This window comes from Streptomyces sp. NPDC085931, from assembly GCF_044540565.1.
Lineage (GTDB): Bacteria > Actinomycetota > Actinomycetes > Streptomycetales > Streptomycetaceae > Streptomyces.
In genome coordinates, this window is the sequence record NZ_JBITSK010000001.1 from 130,414 (window position 1) to 154,457 (window position 24,044).

17 protein-coding genes are annotated in these 24,044 nt (G+C 72.0%); 3 read left to right on the top strand and 14 right to left on the bottom strand.

The annotated features are described in order from the left end of the window. The first annotated feature begins 2 nt into the window (after positions 1–2). The 3 genes from ACIGAN_RS00550 to ACIGAN_RS00560 all read left to right on the top strand — a co-directional run bounded on the left by ACIGAN_RS00550 (position 3) and on the right by ACIGAN_RS00560 (position 5,045). The gene (locus tag ACIGAN_RS00550; protein ID WP_399854292.1) at positions 3–2,147 is read left to right on the top strand and encodes an acetate--CoA ligase family protein; all 2,145 of its coding nucleotides are present in this window, start codon (positions 3–5) and stop codon (positions 2,145–2,147) included. 122 nt (positions 2,148–2,269) lie between these two features. Next, positions 2,270–3,658, top strand: coding sequence for an OFA family MFS transporter (locus tag ACIGAN_RS00555; protein WP_365741890.1), 1,389 nt, complete (start codon positions 2,270–2,272; stop codon positions 3,656–3,658). A gap of 1 nt (position 3,659) precedes the next feature. After that, positions 3,660–5,045, top strand: coding sequence for an OFA family MFS transporter (locus tag ACIGAN_RS00560; protein WP_399854293.1), 1,386 nt, complete (start codon positions 3,660–3,662; stop codon positions 5,043–5,045). Positions 5,046–5,113: 68 nt separating this feature from the next. Here the strand turns inward: ACIGAN_RS00560 and ACIGAN_RS00565 are convergent, their stop codons facing one another. From ACIGAN_RS00565 to ACIGAN_RS00630, 14 genes are all read right to left on the bottom strand, one after another. Beyond that, the gene (locus tag ACIGAN_RS00565; protein ID WP_365741894.1) at positions 5,114–6,166 is read right to left on the bottom strand and encodes a sugar phosphate isomerase/epimerase family protein; all 1,053 of its coding nucleotides are present in this window, start codon (positions 6,164–6,166) and stop codon (positions 5,114–5,116) included. A 105-nt stretch (positions 6,167–6,271) separates the two neighbouring features. Next, on the bottom strand, positions 6,272–7,684 hold the full coding sequence (locus tag ACIGAN_RS00570) for a nucleotide pyrophosphatase/phosphodiesterase family protein (RefSeq protein ID WP_399854294.1): 1,413 nt from the start codon (positions 7,682–7,684) through the stop codon (positions 6,272–6,274). Further along, a complete protein-coding gene (gene eboE / locus ACIGAN_RS00575) occupies positions 7,681–8,850 on the bottom strand; it encodes a metabolite traffic protein EboE (protein WP_365741898.1) in 1,170 nt (389 codons plus the stop codon). The genes ACIGAN_RS00570 and eboE overlap by 4 nt, the downstream gene beginning before the upstream one ends. A 3-nt stretch (positions 8,851–8,853) precedes the next feature. Continuing rightward, a complete protein-coding gene (locus ACIGAN_RS00580; RefSeq protein ID WP_365741900.1) occupies positions 8,854–9,762 on the bottom strand; it encodes a TatD family hydrolase in 909 nt (302 codons plus the stop codon). After that, the gene (locus ACIGAN_RS00585; protein WP_399854295.1) at positions 9,762–10,514 is read right to left on the bottom strand and encodes an EboA domain-containing protein; all 753 of its coding nucleotides are present in this window, start codon (positions 10,512–10,514) and stop codon (positions 9,762–9,764) included. Before ACIGAN_RS00585 ends, ACIGAN_RS00580 begins: the two co-directional genes overlap by 1 nt. Next, a complete protein-coding gene (locus tag ACIGAN_RS00590) occupies positions 10,511–11,530 on the bottom strand; it encodes a sugar phosphate isomerase/epimerase family protein (protein ID WP_399854296.1) in 1,020 nt (339 codons plus the stop codon). Before ACIGAN_RS00590 ends, ACIGAN_RS00585 begins: the two co-directional genes overlap by 4 nt. After that, positions 11,527–12,639, bottom strand: a complete 1,113-nt coding sequence (locus ACIGAN_RS00595; protein ID WP_399854611.1) for an SCO3242 family prenyltransferase — start codon at positions 12,637–12,639, stop codon at positions 11,527–11,529. Before ACIGAN_RS00595 ends, ACIGAN_RS00590 begins: the two co-directional genes overlap by 4 nt. 2 nt (positions 12,640–12,641) lie before the next feature. Continuing rightward, positions 12,642–14,042 carry an inositol-3-phosphate synthase gene (locus tag ACIGAN_RS00600; RefSeq protein WP_399854297.1) on the bottom strand — a complete coding sequence of 467 codons (1,401 nt, stop codon included), beginning with the start codon at positions 14,040–14,042 and terminating at the stop codon, positions 12,642–12,644. An 82-nt stretch (positions 14,043–14,124) separates the two neighbouring features. Beyond that, positions 14,125–17,856, bottom strand: coding sequence for a ThuA domain-containing protein (locus tag ACIGAN_RS00605; RefSeq protein ID WP_399854298.1), 3,732 nt, complete (start codon positions 17,854–17,856; stop codon positions 14,125–14,127). A gap of 263 nt (positions 17,857–18,119) precedes the next feature. After that, positions 18,120–19,118, bottom strand: a complete 999-nt coding sequence (locus ACIGAN_RS00610; RefSeq protein ID WP_365741911.1) for a sugar phosphate isomerase/epimerase family protein — start codon at positions 19,116–19,118, stop codon at positions 18,120–18,122. Between the two features lie 14 nt (positions 19,119–19,132). After that, the gene (locus ACIGAN_RS00615) at positions 19,133–20,344 is read right to left on the bottom strand and encodes a Gfo/Idh/MocA family protein (RefSeq protein WP_365093953.1); all 1,212 of its coding nucleotides are present in this window, start codon (positions 20,342–20,344) and stop codon (positions 19,133–19,135) included. 55 nt (positions 20,345–20,399) lie between these two features. Beyond that, the gene (locus tag ACIGAN_RS00620) at positions 20,400–21,446 is read right to left on the bottom strand and encodes a substrate-binding domain-containing protein (protein ID WP_365093951.1); all 1,047 of its coding nucleotides are present in this window, start codon (positions 21,444–21,446) and stop codon (positions 20,400–20,402) included. Positions 21,447–21,463: 17 nt separating this feature from the next. Then, the gene (locus tag ACIGAN_RS00625; RefSeq protein WP_365741914.1) at positions 21,464–22,483 is read right to left on the bottom strand and encodes an ABC transporter permease; all 1,020 of its coding nucleotides are present in this window, start codon (positions 22,481–22,483) and stop codon (positions 21,464–21,466) included. Beyond that, positions 22,480–23,997, bottom strand: coding sequence for a sugar ABC transporter ATP-binding protein (locus ACIGAN_RS00630; RefSeq protein WP_399854299.1), 1,518 nt, complete (start codon positions 23,995–23,997; stop codon positions 22,480–22,482). The genes ACIGAN_RS00625 and ACIGAN_RS00630 overlap by 4 nt, the downstream gene beginning before the upstream one ends. Positions 23,998–24,044 lie beyond the last annotated feature (47 nt).

A 24,044-nucleotide genomic window follows, 5' to 3' on the forward strand; every position in this document is an offset into this window, starting at 1 on the left:
TGATGGCCGAGGACCGCCGGGCGCGCGTGCGCTTGCTGCTCGACGCCGTGCAAGCCGAGGGCCGGACCGCGCTGACCGCGCCCGAGGGCAAGGTGCTCGCCGACGCGTACGGCATCGCCGTGCCGGGCGAGGAGCTGGCCACCGACGTCGACGAGGCCGTGGCGTTCGCGGCGCGCTTCGGCGGGCCCGTGGTGATGAAGATCGTCTCGCCGGACATCCTGCACAAGACCGACGCCGGCGGGGTGATCGTCGGGGTCGAGGGCGCCGCGGACGTACGGGCCGCGTTCCACCGCATCATCGACAACGCCCGCGCCTACAACGCCGACGCCCGCATCTCGGGCGTGCAGGTGCAGGAACTGCTGCCCAAGGGCCAGGAGGTCATCGTCGGGGCGGTCACGGACCCGACGTTCGGGAAGGTGGTCGCCTTCGGGCTCGGCGGGGTGCTCGTCGAGGTGCTCAAGGACGTCACCTTCCGGCTCGCGCCGGTGGACGCCGACGAGGCGCTGTCGATGCTGGACTCCATCCGCTCGGCGGAGATCCTGCGCGGGGTGCGCGGACAGGCCGCTGTGGACCGGTGGGCCGTGGCGGAACAGATCCGCCGGGTCTCTGAACTCGTCGCCGACTTCCCGGAGATCGCGGAGGTCGACCTCAACCCGGTGATCGCCACCCCGGAGGGGGCGGTGGCGGCCGACATCCGGGTGATCCTGGCCGAGTCGCAGCCCACGCCGCGCCGCAAGTACTCCAGGGACGAGATCCTCACCTCGATGCGGCGGCTGATGCAGCCCGCCTCGGTCGCCGTCATCGGCGCCTCCAACGAGCAGGGGAAGATCGGCAATTCGGTGCTGCGCAACCTCGTCGACGGCGGGTTCGCGGGCGACATCCATCCGGTGAACCCCAAGGCCGATGACATTCTGGGCCGCAAGGCGTACAAGAGTGTCACCGACGTTCCCGGTGAGGTGGATGTGGCGGTCTTCGCGATCCCCGCCAAGTTCGTCGCCTCGGCCCTGGAAGAGGTGGGACGCAAGAAGATCCCGAACGCCGTGCTGATCCCCTCCGGGTTCGCGGAGACCGGCGAGCACGAACTCCAGGCGGAGATCGTGGCGATCGCCGAGCGGCACGGGGTGCGGCTGCTCGGGCCGAACATCTACGGCTACTACTCCACCTGGCAGGACCTGTGCGCCACCTTCTGCACGCCCTACGACGTCAAGGGCGGGGTGGCGCTGACCTCGCAGTCGGGCGGCATCGGGATGGCCATCCTGGGCTTCGCCCGCACCACCAGGACGGGCGTGTCGGCGATCGTCGGGCTCGGCAACAAGTCCGACCTGGACGAGGACGACCTGCTGACCTGGTTCGGCGAGGACCCGCACACCGAGTGCATCGCGATGCACCTGGAGGACCTCAAGGACGGGCGCGCCTTCGTGGAGGCCGCGCGGGCCACCGTGCCGAAGAAGCCGGTGGTCGTCCTCAAGGCGGGCCGTACGGCGGCGGGCGCGAAGGCGGCCGGTTCGCACACCGGCGCCCTGGCCGGTGACGACGCGATCTACGACGACATCCTCCGCCAGGCCGGTGTCATCCGGGCGCCGGGGCTGAACGACATGCTGGAGTACGCGCGCGCGTTGCCCGTGCTGCCCGCTCCGCGCGGGGACAACGTCGTGATCATCACGGGCGCCGGCGGCAGCGGGGTGCTGCTCTCCGACGCGGTGACGGACAACGGCCTGTCCCTGATGGAGATTCCGCCGGACCTCGACGAGGCGTTCCGGAGGTTCATCCCGCCCTTCGGGGCGGCCGGCAACCCGGTGGACATCACCGGGGGCGAGCCGCCGTCGACGTACGAGGCGACGATCCGGCTGGGGCTGGAGGACCCGCGCATCCACGCGCTCGTCCTGGGCTACTGGCACACGATCGTCACTCCCCCGATGGTCTTCGCCGAGCTCACCGCGCGCGTGGTGGCCGAGTTCCGCGAGCGCGGGATCGTCAAGCCCGTGGTGGCCTCGCTCGCGGGCGACGTGGAGGTCGAGGAGGCCTGCCAGTACCTCTTCGAGCGCGGGGTCGTGGCGTACCCGTACACGACGGAGAAGCCGGTGGCCGTGCTCGGCGCGAAGTACCGCTGGGCGCGGGAGGCGGGGCTGCTGGGGGGCGGTACATGAGGTGAGGCAGCGGGGGGACGGCCGACGGTGCGCGTCGGCCGGCCCCGGGACCCGCGCGCGCACGAAAGGCATGGGACAGGGGGCGCTGGCCAGATCTTTCGACGCAAGGGGTGCGACACGACATGACAACGACCGATCTGCCCACCACGGTTCCCTACCGGGAGGTCACCGACGCGAACGGTCGCGTCTACCGCCTCGGTGAGACCGACATCGACATCATGGGGCGCAAGCGCAAGTGGATGGTGATCCTGCCCTGGATCGGGATGATGGGCATCTCCTCCGCCGAGTACGCGTTCGCGTCCGCCGAGGAGACCCTGCACACGGCGCACAGCTGGGACAGCATGCACATCTTCTGGATGATGACCGTCTGGGTCTTCTTCCAGGCCGCGGTGGCCTTCCCCGCGGGCAAGCTGCGGGAGAGCGGACGGCTTCCGGCCCGCTGGGCCATGATGTGCGGCGCGGCGGGGACCCTCATGGGCTACCTGTCCCTGGCCTTCGCGCCGCACGTCGTCTTCGCCTACATCGGCTTCAGCATGTTCAGCGGCATGGGCGCGGGCATGGTGTACGCCACCTGCGTCAACATGGTCGGCAAGTGGTATCCCGAGCGCAAGGGCGGCAAGACGGGCTTCGTCAACGGCGGTTTCGCCTACGGCTCGGTGCCGTTCGTGTTCCTCTTCAACGGTTACATGGACCTGACCAACTTCCGCTGGGTGCTGGTCTCGGTGGGCGTGTTCCTGGCCGGGATCGTGGCCTGCTCCGGTTACTTCTTCAAGGACCCGCCGAAGAACTGGTGGCCGGCCGACATCGACCCGCTCAACCCGCCGAAGGACCCGCGCGCGGCCCGGTCGCTGCGCATGAACCCGCCGGCGGTGCGCCAGTACTCCCCCAAGGAGGCGTGGAAGACCGGCCGGGTGGCCCTGATGTGGTTCTGCCTGGCGTGCACGTCCGGCGTGAACATCTTCGGCATCGCCTTCCAGGTGGAGATCGGCGAGGAGGCCGGCTTCGCGGGCGGCATCGTCGCCACCGCCATGTCCCTGAAGGCCATCGTCAACGGCACCGGCCGCGGTGTCATCGGCTGGCTCTCCGACCTGTACGGCCGCAAGCGGTGCCTGCTGGTCGTCTGCGTCATCCTGGGCCTGTCCCAGTACGGCATCCTCTGGTCGGCGAACGCGGAGAACCTGCCGCTGTTCCTGATCTTCTCCTCGATCTCCGGCTTCGGCGGCGGCGCCATCTTCCCGATGTTCGCCGCGCTCACCGCCGACTACTTCGGTGAGAACAACAACGCCTCCAACTACGGCATGGTCTACAGCGCCAAGCTCGTCTCCGGCCTCGGAGCGGGCATGGGTGCCGTGGTCGTCGGCGCCTGGGGACACTCCGGAGCCTTCATCCTGGCGGGCTCCATCTCCCTGTTCGCCGGCTGCGTGGCCGTGTTCCTCACCCCGCCGGGACGCGACAAGCGCACCGACCGCATCACTCCGAACCCCCAACCGCTCGGCGAGGACACCCCCTGACATGACGGCAGACCCGCACGCAGCATCTCCCTCCTCTTCCGACGCCGCACACCGTCCCTACCGCGAGGTGACCGACGCACGCGGCCGCGTCTACCGCGTCGGCGAGACCGACCGGGACATCCTCGGTCACTCGCGCACGCTCATGGTGTATCTGCCGTGGATCGCCATGATGGCCATCAGCGTCTTCGAGTACGCGTACGGCTCGGCGGAGGACACCCTGTCCCACGCCCACGGCTGGACGCAGAGCAACACCTTCTGGATTCTCAGCGTCTGGGTGTTCTTCCAGGCCGGCGTCGCCTTCCCCGCCGGCTGGTTACGGGAGAGGGGCCACCTCACGGCGCGTGCGGCCATGTACCTCGGGTCCGGCATGTGCCTGGTGGGGTTCCTCGCTCTGTCCCACCTGGGCAACGTCCTGCTGGCGATCCTCGGCTTCGGCGTGGTCGGCGGCACGGGCGCCGGCCTCGTCTACGCCACCTGCATCAACATGGTCGGCAAGTGGTTCCCGGAGCGGCGCGGCGCCCGCACCGGCTTCGTCAACGGCGGGTTCGCGTACGGGTCGCTGCCGTTCATCTTCATCTTCAACTACGGCTTCGACACGGCGAACTACCACCGGGTCCTGGACCTCATCGGCTGCTACGTCATGATCGTGGTCGTGGGCTGCGCGTTCTTCTTCAAGGACCCGCCGAAGAACTGGTGGCCGAGGGACATCGATCCGCTGTCCTTCGCCGGTGACACGAAGAACGCCGCGAGCCTCGCCAAGAACCCGCCGGCGGTGAGGCAGTACACCCCCAGGGAAGCCATCCGGACGGGCATGCTGCCCCTGATGTGGATCATGGTTGTGATGACCGCGGGCGTGTCGATCTTCGGGATCTCGTTCCAGGTCGACTTCGCCAAGGACGTGGGGTTCGGCCCCCTGGTCGCCGCGTCCTCCATGGGCGTCATGGCGGTCGTCAACGGCATCGGCCGCGGTGTGGTGGGCTGGCTGTCCGACCGGTGGGGCCGCAAGTCCACCCTGGTGTTCGTCATCGTCGTGCTGGGCCTCTCCCAGTTCGGCGTGATCTGGGCGGGTGACCTGCGAAGCGAGTGGCTGTTCCTGTTTTTCGCGTTCCTGTCCGGCTTCGGCGGAGGCGCGTTCTACCCGCTGTTCGCCGCGCTCACCCCGGACTACTTCGGGGAGAACTACAACGCCACCAACTACGGTCTCGTCTACAGCGGCAAGCTGATCAGCGGTCTGTTCGGCGGCGGACTGGGGTCCATGGTGGTCGCGGCCTGGGGCTACAACGGCGCCTACGCGCTCGCCGGGGGCGTGTCGATGCTCGCGGCGGCGGTCGCCCTGCTGCTGCGCCGACCGGGACGCGCACCGGCCCTGCCCCGGCCCGCGGGCTGACCCACTCCTCCACGACGAGGGCCCCTCACCGGTTCCGGTGAGGGGCCCTCGTCATGCCTTCTGGCCGCTCAGCACTTCTCCCGCAGCGAGTGCAGGTGCGCGCTGGAGCGGCGCGCGAAGGTGAAGGACTCGGCCGGGTTGTCGTGCTCGGCCTGCCAGTGGTGGGCCAGGCGGTGGCCGCGCAGCCGGGTCACGGCGGAGATGAACCGCTGGTAGTCGATGTCGCCGTCGCCGACGTCGGTCATGCGGTAGCCGTACGGGTCCGACGGGACGCTCTCGCCGTCCTTGACGTGGAACAGCGGGTAGCGGTCGGGCTGCCGCAGGACGTAGTCGAGCGGCTCGAACGGCGCGGCCGTGCCGTCGGGCCGCTTGGAGAAGCGGAACTGGCCGACGTACGCCCAGTAGATGTCCATCTCCAGGTACACCAGGTCCGGGTCGGTCTCCTTCAGGAGGATGTCGTAGAGGCGGACCTTGGGGTTGTCGGTGGCGAAGGAGAACTCCTCGGAGTGGTTGTGCTGGTAGAACTTCATGCCCCGGGCCTTGGCGGCGGCGCCGTAGGTGTTGAAGTCCTCGGCGGCGCGCTTCCAGGCGTCGACGGTCGAGCCGTAGCGGAACGGGCCCGAGGCGGTGCCGACGTGCTTCAGGCCGAGGGCCTGGGCGTCGTCGAGGACCTTGGTGAGGTTCTGCGCGAAGGTGTAGGCGTTCGGGTCGTCGGAGTAGTAGCCGACGTGGCTGCCGATCGGGTTGAGACCGTGGCTGCGGGCCAGCCGCTTGAGCTGGGCGAGCGTGATGGGGCCCGCCGATCCCTGGGTGTAGCCGGCGAACTCGACCTCGTCGTAGCCGTACCGCTCCAGCTCGGCGAAGACGGGGCCGAAGCCGAGGGTGGAGACCTTGTCGCGCAGGCTGTACAGCTGGATGCCGAGGCGGCCGGGCGGCAGGACGGCCCGGCCGCGGCCCTTGCCCGCGGCGGCGGTGCCGGTGGTGGCGGCCGCCGGGGCCGCGGTGGCGGGGGCGGCGGCGCCGAGCAGGGCGGCGGCGGTGGCACCGGCGGCCACGCCCAGCATGCCTCGTCTGCTCAGGCGGTGGCTCAGCTCGGGGTCGGGCTGGGAGAAGCGGCTCATGCGGGGAACTCCTCGTGATCGCGGGGCGTTGTCAGTGGTGAGTGCTTCACTGGTGACCAGTCGGGACCGGGGGCATCGGCAGCCGTGGTGGCTGCGGCCACGCCCTCAGCTCAGACCGGCGAGTCGGAGCAGCAGTGACTTCACATCGGTGGCCGCGACGCGGTCGCCGACAGCGCGGGGGGTGGAGCAGATGAGGAGCGGACCGTCGTCGTCGCTCTGCGGAAGGCGGCCGTGGCTGCCCCGAATAGGCGAGGGATCCAGGGGCACCACCGCCATGCGGTAGCGCATGCCGAGTTTCTTGCGGGCCAGCGCGGTGGCCGCCTTGACCTTGACGTAGGGGTCGAGGGGATCCATGAACAGCTCGACGGGGTCGTAGCCGGGTTTGCGGTGGATCTCGACGAGTTGCGCGAAGTCGGGCGCGCGGTCGTCGTCGAGCCAGTAGTAGTACGTGAACCAGGCGTCCGGTTCCGCCACGGCGACGAGTTCGCCCGCGCGCGGATGGTCGAGGTGGTGGGCCTTCTTGCCCTCGTCGTCGAGGAGTTGCTCGATGCCGGGCAGCCCGTCGAGGGCGGCGCGGGTGGCGTCGAGGTCCTCGGGGCGGCGCACGTAGACATGGGCGATCTGGTGGTCGGCGACCGCGAAGGCCCGCGAGGCCATCGGGTCGAGGTACTCCATGCCGTCCTGGGTGTGCACCTCCAGCAGTCCGGCCCGGCGCAGGGCGCGGTTGATGTCGACGGGCCGGTCCACGCGGGTGATGCCGTACTCGGACAGCGCGACGACCGTGCGGCCCTCGGCCCGGGCCTCGTCCAGGAGCGGCACCAGGGCGTTGTCCAGGTCGGCGGCCGCCTGCAGGGAGCGGGGGTCGTCGGGGCCGAACCGCTGCAGGTCGTAGTCGAGGTGAGGGAGGTAGCACAGGGCCAGGTCGGGATGGCGGGTGCGGATGATGTGGCGGGTCGCGTCGATGATCCACCGGCTGGAGACGAGGTCCGCGCCCGGGCCCCAGAAGTGGAAGAGGGGGAAGGTGCCGAGTTCCTCGGTGAGTTCGTCGTGCAGTGCGGGCGGCCGGGTGTAGCAGTCGGGTTCCTTGCGGCCGTCGGCGTAGTAGACGGGACGCGGGGTGACGGTGATGTCGGTGTCGGCGCCCATGGCATACCACCAGCAGATGTTGGCGACGGTGTAGCCGGGGTGCGCGCGGCGGGCCGCGTCCCACAGCTTGTCACCGGCCACGAGCCCGTTGTGCTGGCGCCACAGCAGGACGTCGCCGAGTTCGCGGAAGTACCAGCCGTTGCCGACGATGCCGTGCTCGGAAGGCATGGTGCCGGTGAGGAACGTGGACTGGGCGGCGCAGGTGACGGCGGGCAGGACGGTGCCCAGCGGGGCGACGGAGCCGGACCGGCCGAGTGCCTTGAGGTGGGGCATGTGGTCGAGGAGACGGGGGGTGAGGCCGACCACGTCGAGGACGAGCAGCGGGGTGGGGCGGTCCGCGCCGGCCGGGGCCGGCTGCTCGGGGGTGCTCACGGCAGCTCCTTCAGGCCGAGGTCGGTCAACAGGTCGCGGGCGAGGGTGAGTTCGGCGGCGATGCCGTCGGCCAGCTGGGCGCGGCCCTTGGGGCGCAGCTCGGGCGGGAGGGCCTGCCAGGTGTAGGTCTCGACCTCCAGGTGACGGGTGAGCGGGGTGGGCCCGCCGACGAGCCGGGTGAGTGCGGCCTTGAGGACCGGGAGGGTGGAGGTGAGGGGCGCGGCGGGGGCCGCGTGGAGGGGGACGTGGAAGTGGGCGCGCCAGGGTGCGCCGTCCGGCAGGGCGTGGCCGGCGAGGGCCTCGTCCAGATCGTCGGTGGCCCGCAGCCCGGCGGCGGTGGCGGTGCGGGTCTGGTGCAGGAAGCGGGGTTCGGCGAAGGCGGCGAGTGCCTCGCGGACCTGGGGCAGATGGGGGTGTTCGGCGTGCAGGGCGGCGGAGAGCTGCGATTTGACGACGGGGACGCGGGCTGCGGCGAGGGCGTCCAGGGCGAAGTGCGGGTCCTCGAAGGAGGTGGCGAGATGGCAGGTGTCCACGCAGATGCCGATGCGGTCGCGGCCGATCGCGGTGAGCGGGGCGATGGCGTCGCGGGTGGTCTCGACGACGCAGCCGGGTTCCGGTTCCAGGCCGACGCGGAGGGAGCGGCCGGTGAGTTCCTCGATGGCGTCGAGACGCTCGGCGAGGGTGCGCAGGGCCGCGTGGGCGGCCTCGGCCCGCCGGTCGTCGTAGGCGGTGCGCCAGGCCAGGGGCAGGGTGGAGATGGTCCCGTCGGTGACGTCGTCGGGGAGGAGCCCGGCGAGTACACGGGCCAGGGCGGTGGTGTGGTCGAGGCGTTCCGGGTCGGCCCAGTCCGGCTTGTACACGCGGTACTTGACCTCTTCGGCGCCGAAGCCCTCGTAGGGGAAGCCGTTGAGGGTGACGACCTCCAGGCCGCGCCGGTCGAGTTCGCCGCGCAGGCCGCGCAGCGCCGCGGGGTCGGTGACCAGGGCGTGGGCGGCGTCCTTGGCGAGCCACAGTCCGATGCCGAGCCGGTCGCGGCCGAGGCGGCGGCGGACGGGTTCGCAGTGGTCGCGGAGCTGGGCGAGCACGCCGTCGAGGGTCTCGGCGGGGTGGACGTTGGTGCAGTAGGCGAGGTGGACGGTGGTGCCGTCGGGGTGGCGGAAGCGCATGGCTCACGCCTCCGCTGCGGGGACGCGGGCCGCTTCCCCGGGCCCGGGGTCCGGCTGCGGGTCCTTCGGGACGCCGCGCAGGACGGAGTTGCCCTCGTGGGTGGCCCCGGTGCCGGTGACGTCGAGGTTCAGCCGGCCGCTGAGTCCGTAGAAGGCGACCGGGTTGCGCCACAGCACCTGGTCGACGGTGTCCTCGTCGAAGCCCTCGGCGAGCATCAGGTCAGCGACCTTGCGGGTCTTGAGCGGGTCGCTCTTTCCCCAGTCGGCGGCGGAGTTGACCAGGACCTGCTCGGGGCCGTAGGCGCGCAGGATGGCGACCATCCGCTCCTCGTCCATCTTGGTGTCCGGATAGACGGAGAAGCCCAGCCAGCAGCCGCTGTCCTTGGCCTCCTTGACGGTGGTCTCGTTGAGGTGGTCGACCAGGACGCGTTCCACGGGCAGGGCGGACTCCCGTACGGCGTCGAGGGTGCGGCGCAGCCCGGCGAGCTTGTCGCGGTGCGGGGTGTGCACCAGGGCGGGCAGGCCGTGGTCGGCGGCGAGCTGCAGTTGCGCGGCGAGGGCGGTGTCCTCGGCGGGGGTCATCGAGTCGTAGCCGATCTCCCCGACGGCCACGACGTTGTCCTTGACGAGATACCGGGGCAGTTCGTCGAGCACGGGCACGCAGCGCGGGTCGTTCGCCTCCTTGGGGTTGAGGGCGATCGTGCAGTGGTGGGCGATGCCGTACTGGGCGGCGCGGAAGGGCTCCCAGCCGAGGAGGGCGTCGAAGTAGTCGCGGAAGGAGGCGGGCGACGTCCGGGGCTGGCCGAGCCAGAAGGCGGGCTCGACGACGGCGCGGACACCGGCGGCGTACATGGCCTCGTAGTCGTCGGTAGTCCGGGAGGTCATGTGGATGTGGGGGTCGAAGATGCGCATCAGGACTCCTTGCCGTGGGGGTGGTCCGGTCCCGGGGCGGGGGTGGCGGACTCGGTCAGGTCCAGGACGCGGTACAGGTCCTCGGGGACGGGGCGGCCGGCGGCGGTGCGCTCGGCGGCGTAGTCGCCCAGCATGCGGGCGAGTTCGCCGTCGCCGCGGGCCCGTCGGGGCAGGTCCGCCACGTGGTCGACGGGCACGCCGGTGAACAGGCACTTCAGTACGGCGTGGCGCCAGGCGTGGGCGTCCAGGTGCCGGGCGGCGTAGGGGCCGACGGCGGCGGTGAGGAGCCGGGTGTCGTTGGTGCGCAGGGCGTCCTCGACGAGCGGCAGGGCGGCCGGGCCGGTCACGAGGTGCGGCAGGGCGTGCAGGACGGCGCGGCGCTCGTCGGCGGTGCCCTGGAAGTACACGCGGGTCAGGGCGTCGGTGCCGGCCCGGGCCGCGTGGAGGATCAGCACGCGTGCGCTGTCGGCGTGGGCGGCCCCGCAGCGGCGGCCGGCCTCGGCGAGGCGCAGCTCCCACGCGGAGATGGGCCCGTGGATGCCGGGGTGGGCGGCGGCCTCGTCCAGGGCGCGCTCCAGCCAGGCGCGGGCGTCCGGGTCGAGGTCGGTGGTCAGGCGGCGGTGGAGGTCGGCGAGCGAGGGGAGGGTGGGGGCCGCGGTGCCGGGGGTGGGCGAGTCGGTGTGGGTCGAGGTGCCGCGGGTGTCCGGGGTGCTCGCGGTGCTCGCCGCGGGGGTGGCGCGGGGGTGGGTCATGGGGTGCTGCTCCCTTCAGGGGTGGTGGAGGGAGCGCCGTGGGGTGGCGCGGTCGGCCGGCGGGCCGGAGCGGGGGGCGGCGGCGCGACGGCCGCGGCGGCCTGCTCGGCGTGGCGGAGGAAGGGCAGGGATCGGGCGGCGAAGTGCGGGCCCGCGTGGGAGTGGCGGGGCAGCTCGACGACGGTCAGGCCCTGGTAGCCGGTGGCGGCGAGGGCCGCCAGGACCGACGGGAAGTCGATCTCGCCGTCCCCGAAGGGGAGGTGCTCGTGGACGCCGCGCCGCATGTCCTCGATCTGGACGTGCCGCAGCCATGGGGCGGCGGCTCGGACGCAGTCGGCGGGAGGCAGGGGTTCGAGGCACTGGCAGTGGCCGATGTCCAGGGTGAGGCCGAGCGGCTCGGGGTCGCCGAGGGCGCGGCGCAGGTGGTGGAAGTCGGCGAGGGTGGCGAGGAGGTGGCCGGGCTCGGGTTCGACGGCGAGCGGGACGCCGGCGGTGGCGGCGGCGTCCAGGACGGGGGTGAGGGTCTCGGCGAGGCGTTTCCAGGCGGTGCCGGAGTCGGTGCCCTCGGGGAGGATGCCGCTGAAGCAGTGCACGGCGTGGGCACCGAGGTCGGCGGCGACACGGACGGCCCGGACGAGGAGGTCGACGCGGCGGGCCCGGTCGTCGGGGTGCGGGTCGAGCAGCGACGGGCCGTGCTTGCGCCGCGGGTCGAGCACGTAGCGCGCGCCGGTCTCGACGGTGACGCCCAGGCCCAGCGCGTCCAGCCGCCGCGCGACGCGCCCGGTGCGGGCGGCGAGGTCGGGGGCGAGCGGGTCGAGGTGCATGTGGTCGAGGGTCAGTCCGACGCCGTCGTAGCCGAGGTCGGCGAGGAGGGAGAGGGCGTCGTCGAGACGGAGGTCGGCGAGTCCGTTGGTGCCGTAGCCGAAGCGGAGCGGGGGGAAGGCGCCGGGCCGGCCGGCCGTCGCGTCCGAGGCCGCGCGGGCAGTGCTCGTGAAGGCGGGGGTGTCCGGGCTCATGTGACGCTCACCTTCTTCGCGAACTTCGCGCCGAGCGGGGCCAGGGCGGTGATGAGGAGGGCGGCGGCCGTGCCCCGGGAGCGGGCGGTGAGGGCGGCCTGGAGGGGGATCGTGGCGCGGATGCCGGCGCCGACGGCGCGTTGGGTGAGCGGGGGTGAGGGGTTCAGGGCGGCGTGGAAGTAGGGGCGGGCGGCACTCGCGGCGTAGGTGGCCGCGCAGGCGGCGGTGAGCAGCTCGGCCGTCGCGTCGGCGGGGTGCCGGCGGCCGGTTCGGGAGCCGGCCGGGGTGCGGGCCGGGGTGAGGGCCGTCGCCGGGGAGGGGCCGGATGCCGGTTCCCCGGGGCGGCGCGTCACCGCGCGGGTCAGCAGAGCCGTCGTCGCGAGGGCCGCCAGCGGGGCCAGGGGGGAGCCGCCCCGGGCCTCCTGGCGGGAGACCGTCGTCACGGCGATGGTGTGGGTGCCGAGGAGGACGGCGGAGGGCAGGGCCCGGGCAGTGCGGCCGGTGGTGGCCGCGGCTCCCAGCAGCAGGTCCAGTCCCCGGGCGGCGCCCATGGCGACGGGTCCGGCCGGCGTGTGCTTCACACCGAGGTCGTAGGCCCAGACGGTCGCGGCCAGGGGTGCGGCCACGGTCAGGGCGGGTCGTCCGGCGCGGGCGGCCAGGGCCAGCCCTGCCGCGGTGAGCGCGCAGGCCGCGGTCAGCGCGGCGGCCGGCCGGATGCGGCCGGAGGGCAAGGGGCGGTGCGGGCGTTCGACGGCGTCGACGTCGCGGTCCGCCCAGTCGTTCAGGGCCATGCCGGCCTCGTAGAGGCAGAGGGAGGAACCGATGGCGAGCAGGGTGCGCCTGTCCGGCCGCGCCCCGGCGGCGGCCGTGCCGGCCAGGGCGTCGCCGGGGACGCTGAACAGGGCGGGCAGACGCAGGAGTTCGGCCCAGGCGCGGCGGGTGCGCCGGCGGCGCTGCGGGGAGCCGGTGTCCGTTCGCCCGGCCGTGCCGCGGGCTGCGGACCCGGGGGCCGCCGTGCCGGTGCCGCCGGGGCGTGGGCCGGGGTTCTCGCCGTCGAGGTGTGGGCCGGGGTTCCCGCCGTCGGGGCGTGGGCCGGGGTTCTCGCGCAGCGTCACAGCACGCCCTCCGCCGTGTCGCCCCGCTGCCCCGCTCCCACCCCGGGTCCGGACTCCACTCCCGCGCCCAGGTCGCCCTCCGGCCGCGTGCCAGGGCTGCTCCCCGTCGCCGCCCCGGGTCCGGACTCCACTCCCGCGCCCAGGTCGCCCTCCGGCCGCGTGCCAGGGCTGCTCCCCGTCGCCGCCCCGGGTCCGGACTCCGCCCCCGCGCCCGGAGCGCCCTCCGGCCGCGTGCCAGGGCCGCTCCCCCTTCCCGTGCCGAGGCCGGTCGCGGCCACGCCACCGAGGGCGGATCCGAACCGGAGCAGGGCCTCGTACTGTTCGGACAGGCCCGAGGGGCCCTCCCCCACCGGGTCCTTGAAGTAGAAGCCGAGAGGGGCGAGCGGGCCGGACAGGCCCTTCTCGTGGGCGCGGGCGGTGAGGCGGGCGAGGTCGAGCACCAGGGGCGCGGCGAGTGCCGAGTCGCAGCCCTGCCAGATGGTCTGCAGGATCATGCGGGTGCCGAGGAAGCCGTCGAAGGCGATGTGGTCCCAGGCGGTCTTCCAGTCGCCGAGGGCGGGGACGTCGTCGATGTGGACCTCGCCCTCGGGGACATGGCCGAGGGTGTCGGCGAGGACGCGTTCCTTGCCGGCGTTCTTCGCCGCCGCGGCGGCCGGGTCGGCGAGGGCGGCGCCGTCTCCGCCGCCGAGCAGGTTCGTGCCGGACCAGGCCCGCACGTGCAGGGCCCGCTGGGCGAACATCGGGCCCAGCACGGCGCGCAGCAGGGTCTGCCCGGTCTTGCCGTCGCGGCCTGCGTAGGGCAGCCCGCTGTGCTCGGCCTCGCGGGCGGCCACGGGGTGGTGCATGCCCTCGGAAGGGGTGAAGTTGACGTAGGGGCAACCCGCGCGCAGGGCGGCCAGGGCGTACAGGGTGCTGGCCGGGAGCGGGGCGCCGGGGCCCTGGGAGGCGGGTTCGGTGGAGGCGACGTTCACCACCACGGTCCGCTGCAGTGCGTGGCGGCGGGTGAAGTCGCGGATGTCGCGGGCGAAGTCCGTGATCAGGTCGGCCTCGCTGCGGGTGTCGCCGGGTGTGGGGCCGCCGGGGCGGATCTCCCGGTCGGCGGCGGCGAGTTCGGCGGCGACGGCGGTGGCGATGCCCGGGGGCAGGACGCCGCCGGCGGTCAGGGTCTCGGCGCGTTTGGGCAGGGGGCAGTCGAGGGTGTCGTGGCCGCCGAAGACGAGGTCGGACAGGGCGAGAAGCCCGCTGTCGGTGAAGGCGGGGGTCTCGGTCACCATGCCGGTGGGCGGGTGCAGTCCCGCGGTGACGGCGGCGCACCCCGTGACGACGGTGGTGGCGACGGAGCCGCGGGCTCCGATCAGCCACACCCCCACACGCGGTCGGGGAAGGGACGCGGACATGGGCAGCCTCCTGGTCGTGCGCGAACCCGGGGGGAGGGGGGAGACGGCGGGCGGGGGTCCGGCGTCCCCCGCCCGCCGCCGTTCACTGGCCCTGGACGGGCAGTTCCTTGAGCTGGATGTTGCGGAAGGAGACCTGGTCGTCGGCGCCGTGGTTCTGCAGGCCGATGTAGCCGTCGGTCAGGCTCCGCTCGGGGTCCTTGTTGGTGAAGTCGTTGATCTTGACTCCGTTGAGGAACACCTGGAGGCGTTCGCCCTGGACCTTGATCTCGTAGGAGTTCCACTGGCCGGGCGGCCGCAGAACCTGGTCACGGGCCTTGATGTTGGCCGACTTGAAGGAGTAGACGGAGCCCGTGGTGCGGTCGGGCGCGTCCGTGGCGTCGATCTGGATCTCGTAGCCCTTGTTCACGGCGGACCAGGGGTCGTCGGAGGCGGGGAAGCCCACGAAGATCCCGGAGTTGTCGTCGCCCTGCGTCTTCCAGTCGAGCTTGAGGGAGTACGACTTCAGCTCCTTGGCCTGGTACCAGAGCAGGCCCATGCCGCCCTCGGTCTCCATCACGCCGTCCTTGACGGCGAACTTGCCGGGGCCGGCCTGCTTCCAGCCGTCCAGGGTCTGGCCGTTGAAGATCTTCCGGTGGTCCTTGCCCGGCTTGCAGTCCGCCTTCACCTGGCCGGTGGCGTACTGCAGGCCGCCGAGCAGATGCGCGCGGAAGGCCTCGTCGGCGTAGGACTCCTTGGTGTGGCCGCCGCCGGTGTAGAAGGAGCGGCCGCCGCCGTAGCTCTGGCACCAGGCGATCGGGTGGTCGCCCTTCATGGTGCCGCCCTGGTAGGTGGTCTCGTCCAGGGTGGCGAGGACCTTGGCCTGCTCGCGCGGGTTGGTGCGGTAGTTGTACCACTCGTCGGTGCGCTCCCAGGCGTCGCCCAGGTGCGCGGTGGACGGGTGGTCGTGGTCCTCGACGCGGACGGTGGCCTTCTGGATGGCCGGGTGCGAGTGGAAGTAGGCGCCGACGAGGCCGCCGTAGAACTCCCAGTCGTACTCGGTGTCGGCCGCCGCGTGGATGCCCATGTACCCGCCGCCGCCCGCCACGTAGTCCTCGAACGCCTTCTGCTGCCCGGCGTCGAGCACGTCGCCGGTGGTGGACAGGAAGGCGACCGCGTCGTACTTGGCGAGGTTGGTGGTGGTGAACTGCCGGGCCTCCTCGGTGGCGTCGACCGTGATGCCGGCGGGGCCGCCGAGTTCCTTCAGCGCGGCGATGCCGGCCGGGATGGAGTCGTGGCGGAAGCCGGCGGTCTTGGAGAAGACCAGGACCTTCTTGCCGCCCTTGAAGGGCTCCTTGGAGAACTCGAAGTCGTCCACGTCGTACAGCGCGCCCTCGCCGCCCTTGAAGACCAGGTAGATGTCGGTGGTCTTCTTCGGCAGCGACCGCAGTGGCACGTCGACGTTCTGGAAGGTCTCCCAGCCGCCGGTCGGCGGGATGTACGCCGAGCCGTGCAGCGGCCCCTCGGGCGAGCCAGTGCGCAGCTCGACGAAGCCGCCCGCTCCGCCGGAGGAGGCCCGCACGGTCAGCTTCTTCTGCCCGTCGAACCGGTAGGGGGTGAAGGAGATCCAGTCGCCGTCGTTGATGTCGCCGACGGTCTTGCCGCCGTGGGCGCCGGTCTTGTCGATGACGGACACGCCGGACTGGGTGGTGAAGTGCTCGCCCTGGCGGTGCAGCGGCTGCAGGACGGTGCGGGCGGTGCCGGTCAGCTCCTCCTGGCCGTTCGCGCCGCCGTCGGTGTAGCTGGCGCCGACGACGCCGTAGATGTTGGCGTTGGGGTCGTGGCCGCCGTCACCGGGCGGCGGCTTCAGGGTGCCCTCGCAGCCCATCTCGCTGGTCAGTTCGTGGGCGTGGGAGTCGTGGCCGAGGCTGTAGGCGACCTTGACCTTGGAGCAGTCGACGGTCTCCTCGGGGTCGGTGACCTTCACCTTGAAGGGGACGGGCTGGCCGAAGGCGGCCAGGGTGCCGTTGGCCGGGGTCTCGATCGTCACCTTGGGCTCGGTGTTGCCGACCACGATCCGGACGCTGGCGTTGCCGGTGTTGCCCTCGGGGTCCTTGGCGGTGAAGGTGGCGCTGTAGGTGCCGACCTTCTTGTACCGGTGGGTGGGGTTGAGGCCCTCGCCCTTGGTGCCGTCGCCGAAGTCCCAGCTGTAGGTGAGGTCGGTGGAGTCGGCGTCCTTGGCGGAGCCGGTGAAGGTGACCTTCAGCCCGGCCGCTCCGGACGTCTTGTCGGCGCTCACCTCGGCGATCGGGGAGAAGCCGTCCTCGGCGTTCTCGATCCGGTACAGCGCGGAGTGCTCGTCGCCCTGGAACCAGGAGACGCCGTAGTCGAGGACGTAGAGGGCGCCGTCGGGGCCGAACTCCATGTCCATGATCTGGGTGCCGGTCCACGGGAAGTCGTTGATCTTCGCGACCGACCCGTCGGGTCCGTCGGAGGTCTGCTCGATCCGCTTGATCCAGCGGCGGCCGAACTCACCGGCGAAGAAGTCGCCGTCGTAGGCCTCGGGGAACTTCACGCTGGAGTCGAGCTCGGGGTCGTAGCGGTAGACCGGGCCGGCCATCGGGGACTCGGAGCCGGTGCCGAACTCGGGCACGGAGCCGTCGTCGTACGGGATCCAGGCGGCCTGCGCGGGCGGCAGGTCGGTCAAGCCCGTGTTGTGCGGGGAGGTGTTCTTCGGGGCGGCGCAGTCGAACTTCTCGCCGGACTCCTTGGTGGCGAAGTCGTAGTCGACGTAGGCGTCGTTGTTCCCGGTGCAGAACGGCCAGCCGAAGTTGGCCGCCTTGGTCACCTTGGCGAACTCGACCTGTCCGGCCGGACCGCGCTTGGGATCGGCGGCGCCGGCGTCGGGGCCGTAGTCGCCGACGTAGACGATGCCCGTCTTGTCGTCGACGCTCATCCGGAACGGGTTGCGGAAGCCCATCGCGTAGATCTCGGGGCGGGTCTTGTCGGTGCCCGGGGCGAAGAGGTTGCCCTCGGGGATCGTGTAGGAGCCGTCCTCGGCGACCTTGATGCGCAGGATCTTGCCGCGCAGGTCGTTGGTGTTGCCGGAGCTGCGGCGGGCGTCGAAGGCCGGGTTGCGGTTCGGCCGGTCGTCGATGGGGGTGTAGCCGTCGGAGGCGAAGGGGTTGGTGTCGTCGCCGGTCGACAGGTAGAGGTTGCCGTCCGCGTCGAAGTCGATGTCGCCGCCGACGTGGCAGCACAGGCCGCGGGAGGCCGCGACGTCGATGACCTTCTTCTCGCTGGCCAGGTTGAGGGTGCCGTTGGTGTTCAGCGTGAAGCGGGAGAGGCGGTTGACGCCGTCGAACTTCTCGAAGTCCTCGGCGGTGCCGGTCTCCGGGGCGTCGCCCGCGGGGGTGTCCAGCGGCGGGGCGTAGTAGAGGTAGATCGCCCGGTTGTTCTTGAAGTCCGGGTCGACGCCGACGCCTTGGAGGCCTTCCTCGTCGTGGGTGTAGACGGGGATCTTGCCGGCGACCTTGGTGACGCCGCCCTGGTCGGTCAGGCGCAGCGTGCCGTCGCGCGAGGTGTGCAGGACGCTGCGGTCGGGGAGCACGGCGAGCGACATCGGCTCGCCCATCTCGGGCTCGCCCTTGGCGAGCGGAACCTGCTGGAACTGGCCCTCGGCGGCCGCCGGTTCGTCGTGCTCCGGGTGACCGGGGTGGGCGCCCGCGACGGTGGCGGGGGTGCCCACGGCCAGGAGCAGGCCGGTGAACAGGGCGAGGGTGGTGCGCAGGGTGGGCCGTCTGGGGGTGCGGGTGCGGGTGGGGCTGCTTCTGTGCACGAAGTCCCTCCGGGAACGGGTGGGCCGTACGGGGTGGGTACGAAGACGTGCGGTGCGGGCGCCGGGGTGCGCCGTCACCCCGGAGGTGCGTGTGTCCTGAACACTTCAAGGACGGTAACCGTCTCCGTCCGGGGCGAACACCCCTTGCGCCAGGATCGGTTCAGCTTTCTCCCAACACAGGACAAAGCGGTATCCGGGCAGGTCGGAGGGGGGACCGGCGGGAGGTGCCGGTCCCCGTCCCCGACCTGGGCCGGGTGTGCGGTTCAGCTGTTGAACGCCGCGTCGAAGGACGCGCTCGGGGGTTCGAAGTCGAACGCCTTGAGCCGGGTCAGCGCCTCGGGCGCCCCCTGGAGCCGGTCCATGCCGGCGTCCTCCCATTCGACGGAGACCGGGCCCTGGTAGTCGATGGAGCGCAGCATCCGGAAGACGTCCTCCCAGGGCACGTCACCGTGCCCGGCGGAGACGAAGTCCCAGCCGCGCCGCGGGTCGCCCCAGGGCAGGTGGGAGCCGAGCCGGCCGTTGCGCCCGTCGAGGCGTTTGCGGGCCTCCTTGCAGTCGACGTGGTAGATGCGGTCGCGGAAGTCCCACAGGAAGCCGACCGGGTCGAGGTCCTGCCACACGAAGTGCGAGGGGTCGAAGTTGAGGCCGAAGGCGGGGCGCCGGTCGACGGCTTCGAGGGCCCGCTGGGTCGTCCAGTAGTCGTAGGCGATCTCGCTGGGGTGGACCTCGTGGGCGAACCGCACGCCCTCGGCGTCGAAGACGTCGAGGATCGGGTTCCAGCGGTCGGCGAAATCCTGGTAGCCGCGCTCGATCATCGTGTCGGGGGCGGGCGGGAACATGGCGACGAGGTGCCAGATGGCGGAGCCGGTGAAGCCGATGACGGTGTCGACGCCGAAGGCGGCCGCGGCGCGCGCGGTGTCCTTCATGCGCTCGGCGGCCCGCTGCCGGACCCCTTCCGGGTCCCCGTCGCCCCAGATCGCCCCCGGGAGGATCGCCTGGTGCCGTTCGTCGATGATGGCGTCGCAGACGGCCTGGCCGACCAGGTGGTTGGAGATCGCCCAGCACTTCAGTCCGTACTTGTCGAGGAGCTGGTGCCTGGAGTCCACGTAGGACGGGTCGCTCAGCGCCTTGTCGACCTCGAAGTGGTCTCCCCAGCAGGCGAGTTCGAGGCCGTCGTAGCCGAAGTCGCGGGCCAGGCGGCAGACCTCCTCCAGCGGCAGGTCCGCCCACTGGCCGGTGAAGAGCGTGAAGGTGCGCGGCATGGAAAGGGGCCTCCTCAGACCGCGATCGGGGTGTAGACGGAGTTCTTCTCGGCGCTCTCCTCCACCGCGGCGAGCACCCGCTGCACCTGGAGCCCGTCGGTGAAGGAGGGGTCGGGGCGGCGCCCCTCGGCGATGGCGTGGACGAGGTCGCGGGCCTGGTGGACGAAGGTGTGCTCGTAGCCGAGGCCGTGGCCGGGCGGCCACCAGGCCTCCAGGTAGGGGTGGTCGGGCTCGGTGACCAGGATGCGGCGGAAGCCGGCCTCCGTGCCCGGCTGGGTGCCGTCGTGGAAGGACAGCTCGTTGAGCCGCTCCAGGTCGAAGGCGAGCGAGCCGCGCTCGCCGTTGAGCTCGATGCGCAGGGCGTTCTTGCGGCCGGTGGCATAGCGGGTGGCCTCGAAGGAGGCGATCGCGCCGGAGGGGAAGCGGGCCGTGAACAGGGCCGCGTCGTCCACGGTGACCTCGCCCTTGCCCGCGGCCGAGACGGAGGACAGCCCGCTGCTGGCGCCGGTGGGCAGCGGCCGCTCCCGCACGAACGTCTCCGTCAGCGCGGAGACCCCGGCCAGCGGCTCCCCCACGAGGTACTGGGCCAGGTCGATGATGTGCGCCCCCAGGTCACCGAGCGAGCCCGAACCGGCCTGCTCCTTGCGCAGCCGCCAGGTCAGCGGGAACTCGGGGTCCACCAGCCAGTCCTGCAGGTACGTCACGCGCACGTGCCGCAGCCTGCCGAGCCGGCCGTCGGCGACCATCCGGCGGGCCTGGGCGGTGGCCGGCACCCGGCGGTAGTTGAAGCCGACCATCGCCACCTGCCCCCGCCCGTACGCCTCCTCGGCCGCCCGGGCCATCGAGGTGGCCTCCGCGACGGAGTTGGCGAGCGGCTTCTCGCACAGCACGTGCTTGCCGGCGGCCAGGGCGGCCAGCGCGATCTCGGCGTGGCTGTCGCCGGGGGTGCAGATGTCGACGAGGTCGACGTCGTCGCGTGCCACGAGCGCCCGCCAGTCGGTCTCGACGGACGCCCAGCCGTGCCGGTCGGCCGCCGCCTGCGCGGCGGCGCGGTCCCGGCCGCAGATCACGGCCTGCACCGGGTCCAGCGGCAGGTCGAAGACGCGGCCCGCGGTGCGCCAGCCCTGGGAGTGGGCGGCGCCCATGAAGGCGTAGCCCACCATGCCCACGCGCAGGGGTGGCTTGCCTGCCTCGGTCCCATCTGACGGCGCTTGCGGCTGTCCCATACGGGTGTCCTCCTCGTCCTGGTCGGGGTGGCGCACGTGGGGGGTGCGGGCGGGATCACTGGAAGCCGGTGGGCATGTACTGGTCGACGTTGGTCTTGTCGACGACCGCCGAGTAGAGCGTGAGGGAGGCGGGGATCTCGAACTCGGCCATGCCGCCGATGCCCTTGCCCTGGCCGAGGGCGCGGGCGAGGTCGATCGCGGAGGCGGCCATGGTCGGCGGGTACAGCACCGTCGCCTTGAGCACGCCGTCGTCCTTCTTGATGGCCTGGAAGGCGGACAGGGCGCCCGCGCCGCCGACCATCAGGAAGTCGTCGCGCCCGGCCTGCTCGATGGCGCGCAGCGCGCCGACGCCCTGGTCGTCGTCGTGGTTCCACAGCGCGTCGAACTTCGACTGGGCCTGAAGCAGTTGCGCCATCTTGGCCTGCCCGGACTCGACGGTGAACTCGGCGGCCTGGCGGGCGACCTTCTTGATGTTGGGGTAGTTCTTCAGGGCGTCGTCGAAGCCCTTGGTGCGCTGCTTGGTCAGCTCCAGGTTGTCGAGGCCGGCGAGTTCGATGACGCGGGCGTCGGGCTTGTCCTTGAGCTTCTCGCCGATGTAGTGGCCGGCGTTGAGGCCCATGCCGTAGTTGTCGCCGCCGATCCAGCAGCGGTAGGCCTGCGGGGTGTTGAAGATCCGGTCGAGGTTGACGACCGGGATGCCCGCGCGCATGGCCTTCAGGCCGACCTGGGTGAGGGCCTTGCCGTCGGCGGGGAGCACGACCAGGACGTCGACCTTCTTGTTGATGAGGGTCTCGATCTGGCCGATCTGCTGGGCGGTGTCGTTGGAGCCCTCGGTGATCTCCAGGGTGACGTCGGAGTACTTCTCGGCGCGGCTCTTGGCGTTGTCGTTGATGGCGTTGAGCCAGCCGTGGTCGGCCTGCGGTCCGGCGAAGCCGATGGTGACCTGCTTGCCGGGCTTGTCGTCGGCGGCCGGCTGGTTGTTGCCCGCCGGCTCGTCCTTGGAGTCGGACGGCTCGTTGCTGGTGCACCCCGTGATGAGGGCACCGGCGGAGACGGCGGCGGCTCCGAAGAGCAGTCCTCTGCGGCTCGTGATCTCTGGCATGGCGGTGAACCCTTTCCTCAGGTCGTGCTCGCGGTACGGCGCTGGACCAGCACGGCGGCGACGATGATCGCGCCCTTGGCGATCTGCTGGACGTCGCTCTGCAGGTTGTTCAGGGCGAAGATGTTGGTGATCGTGGTGAAGATCAGGACGCCGAGGACGGAGCCGGTGATGGTGCCGCGGCCGCCGGTGAGGAGGGTGCCGCCGATGATGGCGGCGGCGATGGCGTCGAGTTCGTAGAGGTTGCCGTTGGTGTTCTGGCCGGAGCCGGACAGGACGATCAGCAGGAAGGCGGCGATGCCGCAGCACAGCCCGGACAGCAGGTAGAGGTAGAGCCGCTGGCGGCGGACGTCGATGCCGGCGAGCCGGGCCGCCTCCGGGTTGCCGCCGACGGCGACCGTGCGGCGGCCGAAGGTGGTGCGGTTGAGCACCAGCCAGCCGATGACGGTGACGACGGCGAACACCAGGACCAGCGGCGGGACGCCGAGGACGTAGGCGTCGCGCTCCCCCAGGTCCAGGACCGAGGGCACGGTGACGATCTGCGTCTTGCCGTCGGTGATCTGCAGGGACAGGCCGCGGGCGGAGGCCAGCATGGCGAGGGTGGCGATGAACGGCACCATCGCGCCGTAGGCGATGAGCACCCCGTTGACCAGCCCGCAGCCGACCCCGACGACGACGGCCGTGAAGAGGATCCCGGCGAAGCCGTACTCCTGGGTGGCGACGGTGGTGGCCCACACCGAGGCGAGGGCGACGATCGCGCCGACCGACAGGTCGATGCCGCCGGAGACGATGACGAAGGTCATGCCGACGGTGACGACGCCGATGACGGACGCCTGGGTGAGGACGAGTTGCAGGTTGCGGGTGTCGAGGAACTCGTCGGGTTTGGTGATGCCGCCGATGAGGACCAGCACGGCGAGCACGCCGAGCAGGGACAGGGTGCGGACGTCGGCACGGGCCATCAGGCCGCGCCAGGCGGGGGGCTGGGCCTGGGGCACCTTGTCGGCGGTGCTGTCCCGGGGCGGGGAGACGGGCTGCGTCATGACGCCGGGCTTCCTTCCATGACCAGGTCGAGTACGCGGTGTTCGTCGAGTTCGCGCGCGGGTGCCGTGTGGACGACCCGGCCCTCGCGCAGCACCAGGACACGGTCGGCCAGGCCGAGCACCTCGGGCACCTCGCTGGAGACCAGCAGGACCGCGAGGCCCTCGTCGGCGAGGCGGCGGATGACCGCGTAGAGCTCGGCGCGGGCGCCGACGTCCACGCCTCGGGTGGGTTCGTCGAGCAGCAGCACCTTGCAGCCGCGCAGCAGCCAGCGGGCCAGGACGGCCTTCTGCTGGTTGCCGCCGGACAGGGTGCGGACGGGAACCGACGGGTTGTCGGGCCGGAGCGACAGCTCGCGGGTGGCGGCCCGGGCGGCACCGAGTTCGGCGCCCCGGTCGATCCAGCCGCCGCGCGAGAAGCGGGACATGGAGGAGACCGACACGTTCCGGGTGACGGACTCCAGCATCAGCAGGGCCTGCGCCTTGCGTTCCTCGGGGGCGAGGCCGAGCCCGGCCCGGACGGCGGCCCGGACGCTGCCTGGCTTCAACGGCCGCCCGTCGACCAGCACCTGACCGGTCGTCGGTTTGCGGGCGCCGTAGACGGTCTCCAGGATCTCGGAGCGGCCCGAGCCGACGAGTCCGGCCAGGCCGACGATCTCGCCGGGGCGCACCTGCAGGTCGAGTGCCTCGAACTCCCCCTGGCGGGACAGCCCCTGCACCGTCAGCACGGGTTCGGCGGACGGCGGGGCGGCGGGCCGCTCCGGGAAGACGTACTCGACGTTGCGGCCGGTCATCAGGGCGACGACGTCGCGGGTCGGGGTCGACTTCGCGGGAAGTCCGTTCGCCACGGCGCGGCCGTCCTTCAGGACGGTGACCCGGTCGCCGATGCGGCGGATCTCCTCCAGGCGGTGGGAGATGTAGACGACGGCGACTCCGGCGGCGGTCAGGTCGCCGACGATGCGGAAGAGGTTGTCGACCTCGTCCGGGTCGAGGGCGGCGGACGGCTCGTCCATGACGATGAGCCGCACGTCGTGGGAGAGCGCCCGGGCCATGGACACGATCTGCTGCTGCGCGGCCGACAGCTCGCCGACCAGGCGGCCCGGGTCGATCTCCGCGTGGCCGAGCCGCTTGAGCAGGGCGGCGGCCGACGCCTTGGCCGCCTTGCCGCGGACGACGAAGCCGGCGGCGGTCGGTTCGTGTCCGAGGTGGACGTTCTCGGCCACCGACAGGTGTTCCACCAGGTCGAGTTCCTGGTAGATGGTCGCGATGCCGAGGCGCATGGCGGCGATCGGCGAGCGCAGGGTGACGTCCTCGCCGCGCCAGCGGAGGCGGCCCGTGTCGGGCTGGTGGGCGCCGGCCAGGACCTTGATGAGGGTCGACTTGCCGGCGCCGTTCTGGCCGAGCAGGCAGTGCACCTCGCCGGCCAGGACGTCGAGGTCGACGCCGTCGAGGGCCCGGACTCCGGGGAACGACTTGGTGATGCCGGACATGCTGAGCAGCGGTGGTTCTGGTGCCATGAGGTCCCCTTGGCGGGCGTGCGGGCCGGTTCAGGGCAGGGCGGGGC